The 15134-nt window shown below is 72.6% G+C and carries 16 protein-coding genes; 12 read left to right on the plus strand and 4 right to left on the minus strand.

What is annotated here, in order from left to right; translation table 11 throughout:
* Positions 1 to 147: 147 nt before the first annotated feature.
* Positions 148 to 1230 (plus strand): ABC transporter permease, encoded by a 1083-nt coding sequence (locus GB864_RS11400; protein WP_160425121.1) that lies wholly within the window; start codon positions 148 to 150, stop codon positions 1228 to 1230.
* Positions 1227 to 1928 (plus strand): ABC transporter ATP-binding protein, encoded by a 702-nt coding sequence (locus tag GB864_RS11405; protein WP_160425123.1) that lies wholly within the window; start codon positions 1227 to 1229, stop codon positions 1926 to 1928. Before GB864_RS11400 ends, GB864_RS11405 begins: the two co-directional genes overlap by 4 nt.
* A 48-nt stretch (positions 1929 to 1976) precedes the next feature.
* Here the strand turns inward: GB864_RS11405 and GB864_RS11410 are convergent, their stop codons facing one another.
* Positions 1977 to 3122: a hypothetical protein gene (locus GB864_RS11410; protein WP_160425125.1), complete on the minus strand. Its 1146-nt coding sequence runs from the start codon at positions 3120 to 3122 to the stop codon at positions 1977 to 1979.
* A gap of 44 nt (positions 3123 to 3166) precedes the next feature.
* Positions 3167 to 4108 carry a cytochrome b/b6 domain-containing protein gene (locus GB864_RS11415; RefSeq protein ID WP_336603969.1) on the minus strand — a complete coding sequence of 314 codons (942 nt, stop codon included), beginning with the start codon at positions 4106 to 4108 and terminating at the stop codon, positions 3167 to 3169.
* Positions 4109 to 4277: 169 nt separating this feature from the next.
* On the opposite strand from GB864_RS11415, the gene GB864_RS11420 reads away from it, so the two are divergent.
* Positions 4278 to 4613, plus strand: a complete 336-nt coding sequence (locus GB864_RS11420; protein WP_160425130.1) for a hypothetical protein — start codon at positions 4278 to 4280, stop codon at positions 4611 to 4613.
* Between the two features lie 29 nt (positions 4614 to 4642).
* Here GB864_RS11420 and GB864_RS11425 read toward each other — a convergent pair whose 3' ends face one another.
* A complete protein-coding gene (locus GB864_RS11425) occupies positions 4643 to 5968 on the minus strand; it encodes an MFS transporter (protein WP_160425132.1) in 1326 nt (441 codons plus the stop codon).
* Between the two features lie 136 nt (positions 5969 to 6104).
* Here GB864_RS11425 and GB864_RS11430 point away from each other — a divergent pair, with 136 nt between their 5' ends.
* Positions 6105 to 6491 carry a phage holin family protein gene (locus GB864_RS11430; protein WP_160425133.1) on the plus strand — a complete coding sequence of 129 codons (387 nt, stop codon included), beginning with the start codon at positions 6105 to 6107 and terminating at the stop codon, positions 6489 to 6491.
* A 52-nt stretch (positions 6492 to 6543) separates the two neighbouring features.
* Complete coding sequence (locus GB864_RS11435) at positions 6544 to 6939, plus strand: PPOX class F420-dependent oxidoreductase (RefSeq protein WP_160425135.1); 396 nt, start codon at positions 6544 to 6546, stop codon at positions 6937 to 6939.
* Between the two features lie 4 nt (positions 6940 to 6943).
* Here the strand turns inward: GB864_RS11435 and GB864_RS11440 are convergent, their stop codons facing one another.
* Entirely contained in the window at positions 6944 to 7921 is a 978-nt protein-coding gene (locus tag GB864_RS11440; protein ID WP_160425136.1) for a hypothetical protein, read from the minus strand.
* Between the two features lie 94 nt (positions 7922 to 8015).
* On the opposite strand from GB864_RS11440, the gene GB864_RS11445 reads away from it, so the two are divergent.
* The 7 genes from GB864_RS11445 to GB864_RS11475 all read left to right on the plus strand — a co-directional run bounded on the left by GB864_RS11445 (position 8016) and on the right by GB864_RS11475 (position 14880).
* Positions 8016 to 9395 (plus strand): sensor histidine kinase, encoded by a 1380-nt coding sequence (locus tag GB864_RS11445; RefSeq protein WP_160425138.1) that lies wholly within the window; start codon positions 8016 to 8018, stop codon positions 9393 to 9395.
* The gene (locus GB864_RS11450; protein WP_160425139.1) at positions 9392 to 10144 is read left to right on the plus strand and encodes a response regulator; all 753 of its coding nucleotides are present in this window, start codon (positions 9392 to 9394) and stop codon (positions 10142 to 10144) included. The genes GB864_RS11445 and GB864_RS11450 overlap by 4 nt, the downstream gene beginning before the upstream one ends.
* 54 nt (positions 10145 to 10198) lie before the next feature.
* Positions 10199 to 10789, plus strand: coding sequence for a dihydrofolate reductase family protein (locus tag GB864_RS11455; RefSeq protein WP_160425142.1), 591 nt, complete (start codon positions 10199 to 10201; stop codon positions 10787 to 10789).
* 174 nt (positions 10790 to 10963) lie between these two features.
* Positions 10964 to 11848 (plus strand): ABC transporter ATP-binding protein, encoded by an 885-nt coding sequence (locus tag GB864_RS11460; protein WP_160425144.1) that lies wholly within the window; start codon positions 10964 to 10966, stop codon positions 11846 to 11848.
* The gene (locus tag GB864_RS11465) at positions 11845 to 12987 is read left to right on the plus strand and encodes an ABC transporter permease (RefSeq protein WP_160425147.1); all 1143 of its coding nucleotides are present in this window, start codon (positions 11845 to 11847) and stop codon (positions 12985 to 12987) included. The genes GB864_RS11460 and GB864_RS11465 overlap by 4 nt, the downstream gene beginning before the upstream one ends.
* Before the next feature lie 141 nt (positions 12988 to 13128).
* On the plus strand, positions 13129 to 13770 hold the full coding sequence (locus tag GB864_RS11470) for a hypothetical protein (protein ID WP_160425149.1): 642 nt from the start codon (positions 13129 to 13131) through the stop codon (positions 13768 to 13770).
* 45 nt (positions 13771 to 13815) lie between these two features.
* Positions 13816 to 14880: a beta-eliminating lyase-related protein gene (locus GB864_RS11475; RefSeq protein WP_160425151.1), complete on the plus strand. Its 1065-nt coding sequence runs from the start codon at positions 13816 to 13818 to the stop codon at positions 14878 to 14880.
* Positions 14881 to 15134 lie beyond the last annotated feature (254 nt).

Below are 15134 nucleotides of genomic sequence, written 5' to 3' on the forward strand. Positions count from 1 at the left end.
AGCGGATCGGCGGGCTCATCGTCCGAACGTACGATCGGCGGCTCCGCCGTTCGCCCTCCGGGAGGCCGTTCGCGCGACCGATGACCGCGGGGATCGATCGCGGGAGCATCGAATCGGTCGCCGAGATCGGCGACCGGAAAGGATGCCATGTTCGTCGCACTGCGCGACCTGCGCTTCGCCCGCGGGCGGTTCATGCTCATCGGATCGGTCGTCGCCCTCATCACGATCCTCGTCGGGTTCCTGAGCGGACTGACCGGCGGGCTCGCCGCCCAGAACGTCTCGGCCGTGCTGTCCGTCCCGGCCGACCGGCTCGTCTTCTCCGGGGCGCCGGTCGGCGCGGATGCCGCGGACGCGCAGCCGAGCTTCGCGGACTCCGAGGTCACGGCCGCCGACGCCCAGGCGTGGGCCGCGATCGACGGGGTGAGTGCCGTGCAGCCGATCGGCATCTCGCAGACCCGGGCCGAGGCCGACGGCGCCACCTCCTCGATCGCCCTGTTCGGCGAGCTTCCCGGCTCGGGCGAGGGTGCACCGTCCCGCGACGGGATGCTCGTGCTGCCCCGGACCGTGGCCGACGACCTGTCGGTGTCGGCCGGCGACGGCGTGCGGATCGGGGGTGCCGAGTACACCGTCGAGTCGATCGGCGACGACCGTTGGTACAGCCACACCCCCGTCGTCGGGATGTCGCTCGACGACTGGCAGGACTTCGCGGCGGCCACGGGCGACCCCGGCGCCTTCGCGACGGTGCTCGCGGTCTCGGGCGGCGCCGACTGGGAGGCCGCGGCCGCCGCGACGGGCACGCAGTCCACGAGCATCCTCGGATCGCTGCTCGCGCTCAGCGCGTTCAAGTCCGAGATCGGCTCCTTGCTGCTCATGGTCGCGATGCTCTTCGGCATCTCGGCGCTCGTGATCGGCGCGTTCTTCACCGTTTGGACGATGCAGCGCTCGGCCGACATCGCCGTGCTCAAGGCGCTCGGCGCGAGCACCCGCTCGCTCGTCCGGGACTCGCTCGGCCAGGCGCTCGTCGTGCTCGTCGCGGGGATCGGCATCGGCCTCCTGGTCGTGTGGGGGCTCGGCGCCCTCGCCGGCACGGCCCTGCCGTTCCTGCTCAGCCCGATCACGACCCTCCTCCCCGGCGTCCTCATGGCCGTCGTGGGACTCGCGGGGGCGGCCTTCGCCCTCCGATCCGTCACCGCCGCCGACCCCCTCACCGCACTCGGGAGCAACCGATGATCCGTCTGGACGACCTCACCCTCTCCTTCCCCGACGGCGACGGCCGCGTGACCGCGGTCGACCACGTCTCCCTCGTCGCCCGGCCGGGCACGGCGACCGCGATCACGGGCCCGAGCGGCTCGGGCAAGTCGAGCCTGCTCGCCCTGGCGTCCACGCTCATCCGACCCGACGCGGGCCGCGTGCTCATCGACGACGTCGAGGCGAGCGCCCTGAACCGGAACGAGGCCGCGTCGCTCCGCCGCGAGCGCATCGGGATCGTCTTCCAGCAGTCCAACCTGCTGCCCTCCCTCACGGCGCAGGAGCAGCTCGAGGTGATGAACGAGCTCGGCGCCCCGGGCAGCCGTGCTCGCCGCAGCGGGATCCCGGCTCGGGCCGCGGAGCTGTTGGACGCCGTCGGCCTGTCGGTGCACCGGGGCAAGCGGCCTCATCAGCTCTCGGGCGGACAGCGGCAGCGGGTGAACATCGCGCGCGCGCTCATGAACGAGCCGCGGGTGCTGCTCGTCGACGAGCCGACGAGCGCCCTCGACCAGGAGCGCGGCGCCGAGATCATCGAGCTCATCCTGCGGCTGACCGACGAACTCGACACCGCGACGCTCCTCGTCACCCACGACCTCGTGCACCTGCCGCGCATGCACGCCGTGGTGCGGATGGTCGACGGCCGGCTCGAGCCGTGGGTGCCGGCGCCCGTCGCGGCCTGAGCCGTCCCCGAGGCGGGGCGGCGGACCGCCGCCGACCGCCTCCGCGCCCTACGCGAAGGCGCGGTAGCCGCTCGAGGACATCCCGCTCGCCCAGCAGCCGCCGCCTTCGGACGGCGCGGAACCGGCGGCCCCGTAGAGCGCGGCCTGCCAGGCGGCGCGGGTCGCCTCGTCGAGGCCCTCGGGCTCTGCGGCGAGGATGCCTCCGGGCGGCGCCGTGTACGCCGGGTTCCAGTACTGCCAGTAGCGGTACTCGAAGCCGGCCGAGGACATGCAGGCGCGCACCTCGTCCTGGAAGGCGAGCCACGCCTCGCGTTCGGTCGGCACTTCGGGGCCCGGAGCCGCGGGCAGATCGGCGGCCAGCGGGGCGCCGGCCGCGACGGCGGCCTCGGCCGCCGCCTGTCCGACGGCGCGGCAGCCGCCGGGGTCGGGCGTGGGAGTGGGATCGGGGGTCGGGTCCGGGGTGGGCTCCGGCGTCGGGGTCACGGGCGGCTCGGTGACCGGCGGCTCCGCGGTCTCGGGCACGGCGTCGGTCCCCTGCTCGGCCTCGGCCTCAGACTCGTTCACCGGCTCGGCGTGGAACGCGGACGACGTCGCGGCCCCGTCGGCCGCCCCGCCCGCGTAGGCGGCGTACCAGGCTGCCTCCTCGTCGGCGCTCAAGCCCGTGGGCAATGGGCTGCCGCCGTACCACCACTGCCACGGCAGATACTCGAAGCCGGCTGCGCTCATGCAGTCGCGCACGACGGCCTCCTGCCCGAGCCACTCGCGTCGGACGCCCTCGGTGAGGTACGCCGGGTCCCCGACGGTCGTGTACGGGTTGTACTCCGGCGACATGGGGTCGGTCGCGGGCACGTCCGGCGCATCCGTGGTCGGCGGCGCGCTCGTCGGCGGAGCGCTCGGCGTCGGCGCGGTGCTCGGCGTCGGGGTCTCGGATGACTCGGGCAGCGCGCTCCCGGCATCGCCGGGCACCGAGCTGGACCCGGAGTCGTCCCGGTCGGGATCGAAGGTGCCGCCGGCGATCACGCCGTCGAGCGAGCGCAACCCGGCCTGGGTTCCCGCCGCGAGCGCGAGACCGGAGACGGCCAGCGCCCCGACCCCGACGGCGGCGACGAGACCGAACACCCGTGTCCGGCGCAGCACCGACGGCGAGATCCGCTCTCGCGCATCTCGGGTCGTCTTCGGGGGGCGACCGAGCATGCGGTCACCCTACGGAGGCGGCCGGAAGGCCGCAAATCCGCGGTTCAGCGAACTTTGCCGAAGCGGGCGGCGACCTTCTTGAGCCGGTCGGGGCTCGCGAGGAGCCAGGCACCGGCGAGCGCGGCGAGCGAGAGCACGAAGAGTCCGACGCCGAGCCACGGCGCGTCCTCCTGGGCGGCGTACATCGCGGAGAGGTTCGCGAGCGGCCCGTTCAGGAGCACGAGGCCGACGTGGAGCACCACGAAGACGAGGAAGCCCCAGAGCACGAGCACGTGGACCTTGCGGAAGAGCGACTCCGAGAACCAGCGGTTCCAGCGCCCCTCCTGCGGCCAGACGCTCGAGAGGCGGAGCCCGGTGAGCACGGCCAGCGGCGCGAGGATGAAGACGACGCCGAAGTAGCTGAGCAGTTGCAGCGCGTTGTAGCTCAGCCACGGGTCCTCGGTCGGCCACTGGAGCGAGGCGTACTGGAGGAACGCGGAGAGCGCGTGCGGGATGACGCTCCAGTCGGTCGGCACGATCCGCATCCACTGGCCGGTCGCGAAGAGCAGCACGGCGAACACGATGCCGTTGAGCACCCAGAGCGCGTCGAGGCTGAGGTGGAACCAGACGTGGATGGAAAGGCGTCGCGGCGGGCGCTTCGTGCGGATCGGCCCGTCGTTGTCGCGCGTCCAGAACGCCGGCGGGCGCTTGCGCGACTTGATCTGGAACGCCGTGCGCACGATGAGCAGCAGGAACAGCGAGTTCAGGAAGTGCTGCCACGACAGCCAGGCCGGGATGCCGAGCGGGGCGCCCGCGGGCAGCGGGACGAAGCCGGACCAGTCGGCGATGAACGCCTCGACGGCGGGGATGCGGCGCACGAGGATGCCGAGCGCGAAGACGATCACGAGACCGCCGACGATCGCGAGCACCCAACGGATGCCCAGCCGGACGGCGCGCTTGCGCGGGTCGACGGCGGTCGCCGGGCCGCCGGGCGCCGGCGCGCTCACCGGAGACCCGCCCCGGCGGGCGCGCGGAAGCGTTCGGCGGTCGGATTCTGCACGAAGCGACGATACCGAGCGGCGCTGGGAAGCGTCGAACCGTCTCGCCCGGCGACGTTTCGTGACGAAGTTCGCGGACCGGTTCCGTTCTCCCATCCGGTAGGGGAGGATCGAGCGCGTGTCTCCCGGTTCGGACTGGTTCGGCCTGATGGTGAGCGTGCTCCCCGTCGGGGTCGCGGTCGCGTGGGCGGCGATGCGATTCCTGCGCGTCGACCGCACCGTCCCGCCGCGGTTCCACGGCCGCGCCCTGCTCATCATCGGCGTGCTGTTCGCCGCGGCGGTGCTGCTCGTGCTCGCGGCGATGGTCAGCGGCCCGGGCCGGCACTTCGGCGACGGCCCCGCATTCGCGCTCATCCTGCTCGCGACCCTGCTCGCGGGCAACGCGTTCCTCGGCTTCATCGTGCTGACGCTGCTGCGCATCTTCCCGCAGGCCCCGCGCGCCCCGGGCGCCTGACCCTCAGCACCCCTCTGGGGCCGAAGCCCTCAGCCCTCCGGCGCGTCGGTCGCCGGCGGCGCTTCGGGTTGAACGGCGGCTTCGGCGCCGCGCTCGCCCGCCGTGTCCGCATCGCCGCCGCGACGCCGGCTCGCCGCGAGGAACGGCAGCGCGATCGCCTGCACGAGTCCGCTGAGGGCGAGGGAGGCCGGGTAGCCCCAGACGTCCGCGCTGCGGCCGAGGGCCGGCTGCACGACGACGCCGCCCGCGCTGCCGAGCAGCGAGTCGAAGCTCAGCACCGTCGCGCGCTGCGCCGAGGGGATGAGGTCGTTGAGGTAGGCCTGGCGCACCGGCCCGGCCACGGCATCCGAGACGCCCCACACGACGACGATCGCGACGGCGACCCAGAACGAGCCCGTCAGCCAGAGCGCGACGAGCGCGAGTGAGCTCACGGCCGTCGCCGCGATGACGACGCTCGTGCGCTTGCGCACCCGCCGCCGCACGCGCGGGGCGAGCCAGCCGCCGAGGATGCCCGCGGCCGACAGCAGCGCCGCGGCGAGACCCGCGATCGAATAGGCGCCCTCGTCGCCCCAGAGCTCCAGCAGGTAGGGCTGCATCGCGTAGAAGGCGTAGAAGCCGACGCCCGTCACGAACGGCGACGCGAGCATGAGCCATCGCACCGGCGGGTTGCCGAGGCCGGAGTGCACTGAGTCGGCGAGCAGGCGTCGCGTCGCGCGCAACGGATGCCCGTCGCGCGCGGGCGTGAATCCGAGGTCGCGCATGAGCCACGCCGCGACGCCGAACATGACGAGCAGCACCCCGGTGCGCACGAGGAACGGCACGCCGAGGTCGCTCCACTGCGCGATCACACCGCCGGCGACGGAGCCCACGAGCATCGCGATGCTGCCGACGATCGTGGCGCGGCCGAACACCGCCTCGAGCGAGCCCGTGTAGCCCGTGGCATCCAGCGCGTCGACGAGCCAGGCCTCGGTGGCGCCGGAGAAGAACGTGAAGCCGAGCCCGAGCAGGATCGACACGACCGCCCACGCCCAGAAGGGGGACTCCCAGAGCCAGAGCAGCCAGTAGAGGGCGGTCGTCGTCGCGAGCGTGAGCGTGCCGAGGAGGTAGGAGACCCGGCGGCCCCACATGTCGGCGACGACGCCGGTCGGCACCTCGAAGACGAGCATCCCGAGCGAGAAGAACGCGTTCGCGGCGAACGCCTCGAAGTTGGTCAGGCCCGCGTCGAGCAGGAAGAGCGTGTTGACGCCCCAGATGAACGAGGCCGCGAGGGTGTTGCCGGTGAGCAGGATCAGATAGACGGCCTGCACCCGCCCGGGCGTGCTCGTCGGCGCATCCGGCCGCACCGTCTCCCCCATGGATGCCATGGTGCGCCGGTCGGCGCCTCGCGGCCACCCCCGGGAACCGACTGCACGCAGGTCGGCGGGCGAGAGTTCGCGACCTCATCGGGGCGGTTCGCCCGCTCGAGGGTCGGAGGGCACTACCGTCAACCGCATGGTCAGGTTTCTCATCGGCATCGGGATCTCGCTCCTCTCGGCCGCGTTCGGGCTGCTCGTCGCCTCGTGGGTGCTGCCCGACTTCCACCTCGAGTGGGGCGGATTCCTGATCGCCGTCATCGTGTTCACGGTCGCGCAGGCGATCCTCTCGCCCTGGATCTTCAACCTCGCCCGCAAGTACGCGTCGGCCGTCCTCGGCGGCATCGGCCTGGTCTCGACGTTCGTCGCGCTGCTCGTCGCGAGCCTCTTCCCGAACGGCATCGTGATCGACGGCATCGTGACGTGGATCCTCGCGACCCTCGTGATCTGGATCATCACGGCGCTCGGCGCCTGGCTGCTCCCGCTCTGGTGGCTCAAGGAGCGCCGCGAAGACCGCAAGGCCTGAGGCGCGCATCGGCCCGGGCCACCGCTTCCGGCGCGCGCGGTAGCGTCGGAGGATGAGCCAGTCACCCGTCCCCGCCGACCTCGTCGACCTGCTCGAGCGCCCGCTGTTCGGGATGCTCGGCACGATCCGCCCGAACGACACCGTGCAGGTGAACCCGATGTGGTTCGAGTACGACGGCGAGCACCTGCGCTTCACGCACACCACGTACCGCCAGAAGTACCGCAATCTGGCGCACAACCCGGCGATGAGCCTGCTCGTCGTCGACCCCGACGACCCGATGCGCTTCCTCGAGTGCCGCGGGAAGCTCGTCGAGATCGTGCCCGACCCGACCGGGGCCTTCTACAGCCGCCTCGACGCGCGCTACGGCAGCGCCGACCCGATGACGCCTCCCGATGCCGTCGACCGCATCATCCTCGTGATGTCGATCGAACGCACCCAGCGCAAGTAGCGCCTCACCGGTTGATGCGGTCGCCCGCCCACGTGAGGTCGGCGTCCGCGGGCAGCGGAAGCGCCTCGAGGCCCGGCGTCGCGCAGATCGCCGCGACGAGTTCGGCGCTGCCGCCGACGAGTGTCGAGTCGAAGTCGACCTCGGTCGCGAGCACCCACGCGCGGTCGTCGGGCCAGAGCAGGCTCGGCGACTCGGTGCCGAAGCCTCCCGACCGGGGGTCGGCCCACGGCGCGCGCGCCGGCCAGGCCGGATCGGCGAAGTCGGCGGCGCCCGCCCGGAACAGCACGTACGCGCGATGGGGCAGTTCGAAGCGCGCTCCGCCCGAGATCTCGTCCGAGAGGATGCCCGGCTGCCACGACTCCCGGCCCCACGGTCGCTCGAACGGCTGGTGCACCGAGTGCGCGAGGAATTCGCGGTGGCGGGCGTCCGCCTCGTCGTCGCCGTCGGTGAAGGTCAGCACCGCGCGCGACGGGCCGAGGCCCATGGCGCCGACGAGCCCGCCCCAGCCTTCCCAGACCGCGGCGACCCCGCTATCCGGGGTCGTCGTGGCGCCCGCGAGCACTCCGGCGAGCGCGGCGAGGCGTTCGGGGTCGAGCCGCCCGATCGCCGGGTCGGAGTACTGCCACCCCGCCGCATCCCGGGCGCGGGAGCCGCCGTACGGGTCGTCGGAGCCGAGGAGCCGGTTCCACTGCGCCTCGGGGTGCATCGTGCGGCCGAAGGCCTCGGCCGTCTCGGCCCACGTCACCGCCTCGGTGTCGATCTCGGGCCGGTCGTCGGCGAAGTCCGCCCAGGCGTCGCGGTGGCGCTCGACCGGCTGGGGCGGCCAGTCGCGGCCGACGGGCCGCTCGCGGTAGGCGGGGTGCAGCACCCGGGCGTAGGCCGCGAATCCGCGCGGCACGACGTCATGGATGCTCCGTCGCCACGGGTCGTCGAGTCGGTCACGGAGCCAGTCGCCCAGAGCGACCTCGTCGGTCCACTGCATCCGGCCACGCTAGTCGGCTCCGCCGCCCGGCGGAGACGGCGCGATCCGTCGCGCGGGGGATCCGCTCCGACCGCCCGCTCGGTAGCGTGGCGGGATGACCGCCGCGACCGTTCCCCTGCGCTTCCGCGCGGGCGCCGCGACCCCCGCGCCGCCGGTCGTGCCGGGCGTCGAGTGGGTGCGCCCGAGGCCCGACGCCCGAGGCATCCGCAACGACGCGATCCTCGCCGCGCTCATCGCCGCCGGCATGGTCGTCGGCATCTTCCTGACGCACGATGCCCGCATCTGGTCGGACCCGGCGCCCTGGTGGGCCTCGGTGGTCTGGATCGCGGCGTCGAGCGTCCCGCTGATCTGGCGCCGGGTGCAGCCCGAGCTCGTCGCCCTCGTCGTCTGCCTCGCCTACGGTTTCGGCACGACATTCCAGGCCATCGAGCTCGTCTTCAGCCAGATCGCGCTGTTCATGGTCGTCTACGCGGTCGGGGCGTGGGGACGCAACCGCATGCGCGCCGGCATCGTGCGCGGCGTCATCGTCGTCGGCGAGTTCACGTGGCTGTTCGTCGTGCTGCTCCAGTCGTCCAACATCGTCGACCCGCCGGATGCCCGCCCCGACGCGGTGCTCTCGCCCTACGTCGCATACTCCCTCATCCAGATCATCACCAACATGCTCTTCTTCGGCGGCGCCTGGCTCTTCGGCGACCGCTCGTACGCCGCCGCCCGCGAGCACGCCGCCCTCGAGCAGCGCACGGCGGAACTCTCCGCGGAGCGCGAACGCTCTCGCGACCAGGCCGTGCGGCTCGAGCGCGTTCGCATCGCCCGCGAGCTCCACGACTCCGTCGCCCACCACGTCTCGGTCATGGGCGTGCAGGCGGGTGCCGCGCGGCGCGTGCTCGAACGCGACCCGGCGGCCGCGACGAGCGCCCTCACGTCGATCGAGTCGAGCGCCCGCGAGGCGGTCGACGAGCTGCACCGGCTGCTCGGCACCTTGCGCGAGGCCGGTTCGAGCGCCGACGGCGTCGACCCCGCCGGCGCGTCGGCGTCGACGCTCAACGTCGCCCGGATCGGCGACCTCGTCGCGGAGACCCGCGAGGCCGGCCTGCCCGTCGAGTTCACCGAGCTGGGAGAGGCCCGGCCGGCGCCGCCGAGCATCCAGGTCGCCGGCTACCGCATCGCGCAGGAGGCGCTCACGAACGTGCGCAAGCACGCGGGGCCGACCGCCCGGGCCGACGTCCGGGTGCGCTGGAGCACGTCGGCCGTCGAGATCGAGGTCGTCAACACCGGCACGACCGCGTCGCGCTCCGGCTCGCGCGCCGAGGGGCTCGGCCTCATCGGCATGCGCGAGCGCGTGGACGCCCTCGGCGGTTCGCTCGAGACCGGACCCCGTTCGCAGGGCGGCTACCTCGTGCGGGCGTCGCTGCCGCTCACGGCCGCGACCGCCGCCGATCCCGCGACGGATGCCGCACCGGAGCGGTCCGAGTGAGCGACCTGCGCGTCCTCATCGTCGACGACCAGGCCCTCGTGCGCGGCGGGTTCCGCACGATCCTCGACTCCGAGCCCGGCATCTCGGTCGTCGGCGAAGCCGCCGATGGGGCGGCCGCCGTCGACCTCGCCCGGGAACTCGACCCCGACGTCGTGTGCATGGACGTGCAGATGCCCGGCGTCGACGGGCTCGAGGCCACGCGTCGCATCGTCGCCGATCCCGGCATCCGCGCCGCAGTGCTCGTGCTCACGACCTTCAACCGCGAGGACTATCTCTTCGAGGCCCTCGACGCCGGGGCATCCGGGTTCCTGCTGAAGAACTCGTCCCCCGAGCAGCTCATCGAGGCCGTCGGGGTCGTCGGACGCGGCGACGCCCTGCTCTCCCCCGACGTGACCCGCGCGGTCCTCGCCCGGCTCGTCGGCGCCGGGTCGTCCGGTGCCGCGCCCGGAGCCCGGTCCGAGGACGCATCGCGACCAGGCGATTCGACCGGTCGCGGAGCGCCGCGGCCTCGGGCGGAGCGGCACGGGGCGGACGGGCACGTCGGAGCGCGCCCGCACGAGCAGCTGACCGAGCGTGAGGCCGAGGTCCTCGGGCTCGTCGCCCTGGGCATGTCGAACCAGGAGATCGCGTCGAAGCTCTACCTCGGCGAAGCGACCGTGAAGACGCACGTCTCCAAGGTGCTCCAGAAACTCGGCGTTCGCGACCGCATCCACGCGGTCGTCTACGCCTACGAGCACGGCCTCGTCTGAGCCGGGCGGCACCGGCCCCTTGACGCGGAGGCTCCCGCGGCGGGACCGTGAGCCATGAGCCTCATCGTGGAGCAGATCGTCACCGCCGACGGCTACGCCGCCGACGAGCACGGCGGCATCGGGTTCTTCGAGGCGGGTCCCGACGACGAGGACCACACCGGCGTCGACGCCGACCAGGTCGCGTTCCTGCACCACGTCGACGCGATCCTGCTCGGCGCGAACACCTACCGGATGTTCGCCGACTACTGGCCGAGCGCGGACCCGCAGGCCGAGCCCGTCACCGAGCCCATCAACCGGCTGCCGAAGTTCGTCGTCTCCAACACGCTCACGACGGCCCCGTGGGGCGAGGAGCACTCGGTGCAGATCCTCGCCGGCAACCCGATCGACACGGTCGCCGCGCTCAAGGCGCACTTCCACGGCATCGTCGTGTGGGGCAGCCTGCAGCTCACCGACGCGCTCTTCCGCGCCGGTCTCGTCGACCGACTGCGCCTCCGCGTCGTGCCGACGCTCCTCGGCTCAGGCCGCTCGTACACCCCCGACGGGCTCGGCCTGCTCGGTCTCGAACTCGACCACGTGTTCCAGCACCCGAGCGGACACCTCACCCTCGAGTACGCCGTGCGGCGCGACCCCCCGCCGATCGAGTAGGCGCGCAGCGCCCTCCCCGCCGATCGAGTAGGTGCGCAGCGCCGTATCGAGATCCCCGCAGCGCCGAATCGAGATCCCCGCAGCCCTCTCCCCCTTCCGGGGGAGCGCACCGCCGTCCGAAGACCCGTCGCTGGGCGGATGCCTCGGCGCCGCGTCATCCGTAGCGTCGGAGACATGCTCGAACTCACCGGGATCACCAAGGCCTACGGCGGCCGACGGGTGCTCGACGACATCACGTTCACGGTCGGCGACGGCCGCATGACGGGATTCGTCGGCGGCAACGGCGCCGGCAAGACCACCACCATGCGCATCATCCTCGGCGTCCTCGCCTCGGACGGAGGCGCCGTCACTCTGAACGGCACGCCGATCACCGCGGCCGACCGCCGCCGCATCGGCTATATGCCCGAGGAGCGCGGCCTCTACCCGAAGATGAAGGTGCTCGAACAGATCGTCTACTTCGGCCGCCTCCACGGCTGGAACGCCGAGGGCGCCCGCCGCAACGCGGTCGAACTGCTCGAACGCCTCGGCCTCGAGGAGCGCATGGACGACACCCTCGAATCGCTCTCGCTCGGCAACCAGCAGCGCGCGCAGATCGCGACCTCGCTCGTGCACCGCCCCGAGCTGCTCGTGCTCGACGAGCCGTTCTCCGGCCTCGACCCGATCGCCGTGCAGACCGTGCAGCAGGTGCTCGCCGACGCGGCCGCCGACGGCGCGCCCGTGCTCTTCTCCTCGCACCAGCTCGACATCGTCGAGCGGCTCTGCGACGACCTCGTCATCATCGCCGGCGGCACGATCCGCGCGGCGGGCTCGCGCGACGCGCTGCAGACCGAGTTCGGCGGCGCCGTCTACGAGATCGAGGTCGGCGGCGACATCGGCTGGCTGCGCGAGCAGGCCGGCATCCACGTGCTCGACTTCGACGGCGGCCGCGCCCGCTTCGAGGCCGACACCGACGCGGCGCGCGGCGCCGCCGTCGCCCGAGCCGCCGCCGGCGGCGACCTCCTGCGCTTCGGCCGGGAGCACACCACCCTCGCCCAGATCTTCACGGAGGTCATCCGATGAGCACCGCGACCCAGTCCCGCACGGCCCCCGCCTCCCTGGGCGGCAGCGGACGCGACGGCGTCACCGATCCGACGTTCTGGCAGTCGGTGTGGCTCGTCGGCCTCCGCGAGATCTCGACGAAGCTGCGCTCCAAGTCGTTCCTGATCTCGACCGGCATCACCGTGCTGTTCGTCATCGGCGCAGTGATGCTGCCGCAACTGCTCTCCGGCATCGGCGGTCCGACCACGGTCGCCGTCGTCGGGGGCACGTCGGCGGCCGCGTTCGAGGGCACCGACGTCGAGACGGTCGAGGTCGCCGACCGCGCGGCGGGCGAAGAGCTCGTGCGCAGCGGCGAGGCCGACGCCCTGATCGTGCCGAGCGACGACCCCACCGGCATGACTGTCGTCGCCCTCGACTCGGCGCCGACCGATCTCGTGCAACTGCTCTCCGTCTCGCCGGGCGTGGAGCTGCTCGACCCCGACGCCGTGCCGTGGGCCCTCGGCTACTTCATCGCGCTCGCCTTCGGCATCGTCTTCTACATGGCCGCCCTGACGTTCGGCGTGCAGATCGCGTCGGCCGTCGTCGAGGAGAAGCAGACGCGCATCGTCGAGATCCTGCTCTCGACCGTCTCGGCGCGGGCGCTGCTCGCGGGCAAGGTGCTCGGCAACTCGATCCTCGCGATCGGGCAGGTGGCGCTCATCGCGGTGGCCGCGCTCACGGGCCTCGTCGTGACCGATCAGCAGGTGCTGCTCGCCGGCGTCGGACCCGGCATCGCCTGGTTCATCGTGTTCTTCGTCGTCGGGTTCGTGATGCTCGCCGCCCTCTACGCCGGCACCGCCGCGCTCGTCTCCCGCGCCGAGGACGTCGGCACGGCGACCGCCCCCGTGACCTACCTCGTGATGATCCCGTTCTTCCTCGTGATCTTCCTCTTCGACAACGAGGTGGCCATGGGCATCATGAGCTACGTGCCGTTCACGGCGAACATCGCGATGCCGATGCGGGCCTTCCTCGGCACGGCCGAGTGGTGGGAGCCGATCCTCTCGCTCGTCATCCTCGCCGCCACGGCGATGCTCGCCCTCTGGATCGGCGAGCGCCTCTACCGCAACTCGCTGCTGAAGACCGGCGCGCGGGTGAAGTTCACCGAGGCGCTGAAGGGCTGAGCCACTACGTCGGTCGAGTAGCGGAGCGTATCGAGACCCGCGCCATCGGGTCTCGATACGCTCCTGCGTCGCTACTCGACCGGCGGATGCGGCGGCGCGCCGCGCCCGCCCCGCTCCGGTCTCCGCGGCAGACTCCACGGCATGAGCGATTCTCAGCCCGCCCCGGCGAGGCCCGGCGGCGGCATCCGCGAGCGCCTCATCGACGGCCTCGCCGTGTTCCTGCTCTCGGCGATCGCGGTGCTCACGGCGTGGTGCGGTTTCCAGTCGTCCAAGTGGGGCGGCGAGATGTCGATCGCCTTCAGCGAGGCGTCGAGCGCGCGGGTCCAGGCGACGGACGCCGCCTCGAGTGCCCGCGACGCCCGGTCGGCCGACACCGCGCTCTGGACGCAGTGGATCCTCGCGACGAGCCAGGACGACGCGGCGCTCGTCGGCTACATCGAGGCGCGCTTCTCCCCTGAGCTCGCGGTCGCCTTCGAGGCGTGGGATGCCGAAGGCCGCACCGCGGCCGGGCCGTTCGCCATGGCGGAGTACGTGCCCCCGGGCACCGAGCGGGCCGCCGAGCTCAACGCCCGCGCCGACCAGCGCTTCGCCGACGCCCTCGAGAACAACCAGCGCGGCGACAACTACTCGATCCTGACCGTGCTCTTCGCCCTCGTGCTCTTCCTCACCGCGATGTCGCAGCGCGAGATGGTGCGCTGGGGCAAGTTCACGCTGCTCGGGCTCTCGGTCGTCGCCGCGGTCGTCGGCATCGTCATCCTGGCGACCTTCCCGATCCGCATCTGACCGCCGCACGGCGGGCGCGGAGGCGACGGGTGGAACAATGTCCCGGTGCAGATCCACGACATCGAACGCAAGGGCTTCGCTTCCGACAACTACAGCGGCGTCCACCCCGAGATCCTCCAGGCCATCGCCGAGGCGAACGGCGGCCACCAGATCGCCTACGGCGAGGACGACTACACCGAGCGCCTCCACGAGGTCTTCGCCGGCCTCTTCGGCGACCAGGTCGAGGTCTACCCGGTCTTCAACGGCACCGGCGCCAACGTCACCGGCCTCACTTCGATGCTGCCGCGCTGGGGCGCGGTCATCGCCGCGGGCACGGCGCACATCAACACCGATGAGGGCGGTGCGCCCGAGCGCGTGGGCGGCCTGAAGCTGCTCACCGTCCCGACCGAGGACGGCAAGCTCACCCCGGAGCTCATCGACCGCGAGGCCCACGGCTTCGGCGACGAGCACCGCGCCCAGCCGGCCGTCGTCTCCATCACGCAGACCACCGAGCTCGGCACGCTCTACACGGTCGAGGAGGTGCGCGCCATCGGCGAGCACGCCCGCTCGCTCGGCCTCAAGCTCCACATGGACGGCGCCCGCATCTCGAACGCCGCCGCCGCCCTCGGCGTGCCCGTGCGCGAGTTCACGGTCGACGCCGGCGTCGACGTGCTGAGCTTCGGCGGCACCAAGAACGGCCTGCTCTTCGGCGAGGCCGTCGTCGTGCTGAACCCCGAGGCCTCGCAGGGCATGAAGTACATCCGCAAGTTCGACATGCAGCTCGCGTCGAAGATGCGCTTCATCTCGGCGCAGTTCATCCGTCTCATCGAGGACGACCTGTGGCTGCGCTCGGGCGCCCACGCGAACGCCATGGCGCACCGCCTGCGCGCGACCCTCGAGGCCGGCATCGACGCGGGCGAGCTGCCGGGCCTCGGCTTCGCCTACCCGACCGACGCGAACGGCGTCTTCGCCGTGCTGCCGGCGGGGGTCGCCGACCGCCTCCGCGAGCGGTTCCGCTTCTACGACTGGGATGCCGCTGCCGGCGTCGTGCGCTGGATGTGCAGCTTCGACACGACCGAGGCCGACATCGACGCCTTCGCGGCAGCGATCCGCACGGAACTGCAGCGCTGACGTCTCCGCTGGTCGAGGAGGGAGCGCAGCGACCGTATCGAGACCCGGTGAGTCGACCTGCCGGGTCTCGATGCACTTCGCTACTCGACCAGCGGGTGGTCGCTCCTCGACCGGCGGACGTCTCAGGGCAGGCGCGGCGGGATGCTCGCGCGGGCCGCGGCGAGGCGGCTCGCGCAGTCCGCGCGGCGCGTCTCGGTCGCCGCGCACCGCGCGGCCGTTTCGAGCAGCACGGCGGCCGCACGGTAGGCGCTGCG

Origin of the sequence: Agromyces seonyuensis (assembly GCF_009789225.1) — a bacterium.
In the GTDB taxonomy this organism is placed as follows: Bacteria; Actinomycetota; Actinomycetes; order Actinomycetales; family Microbacteriaceae; genus Agromyces; species Agromyces seonyuensis.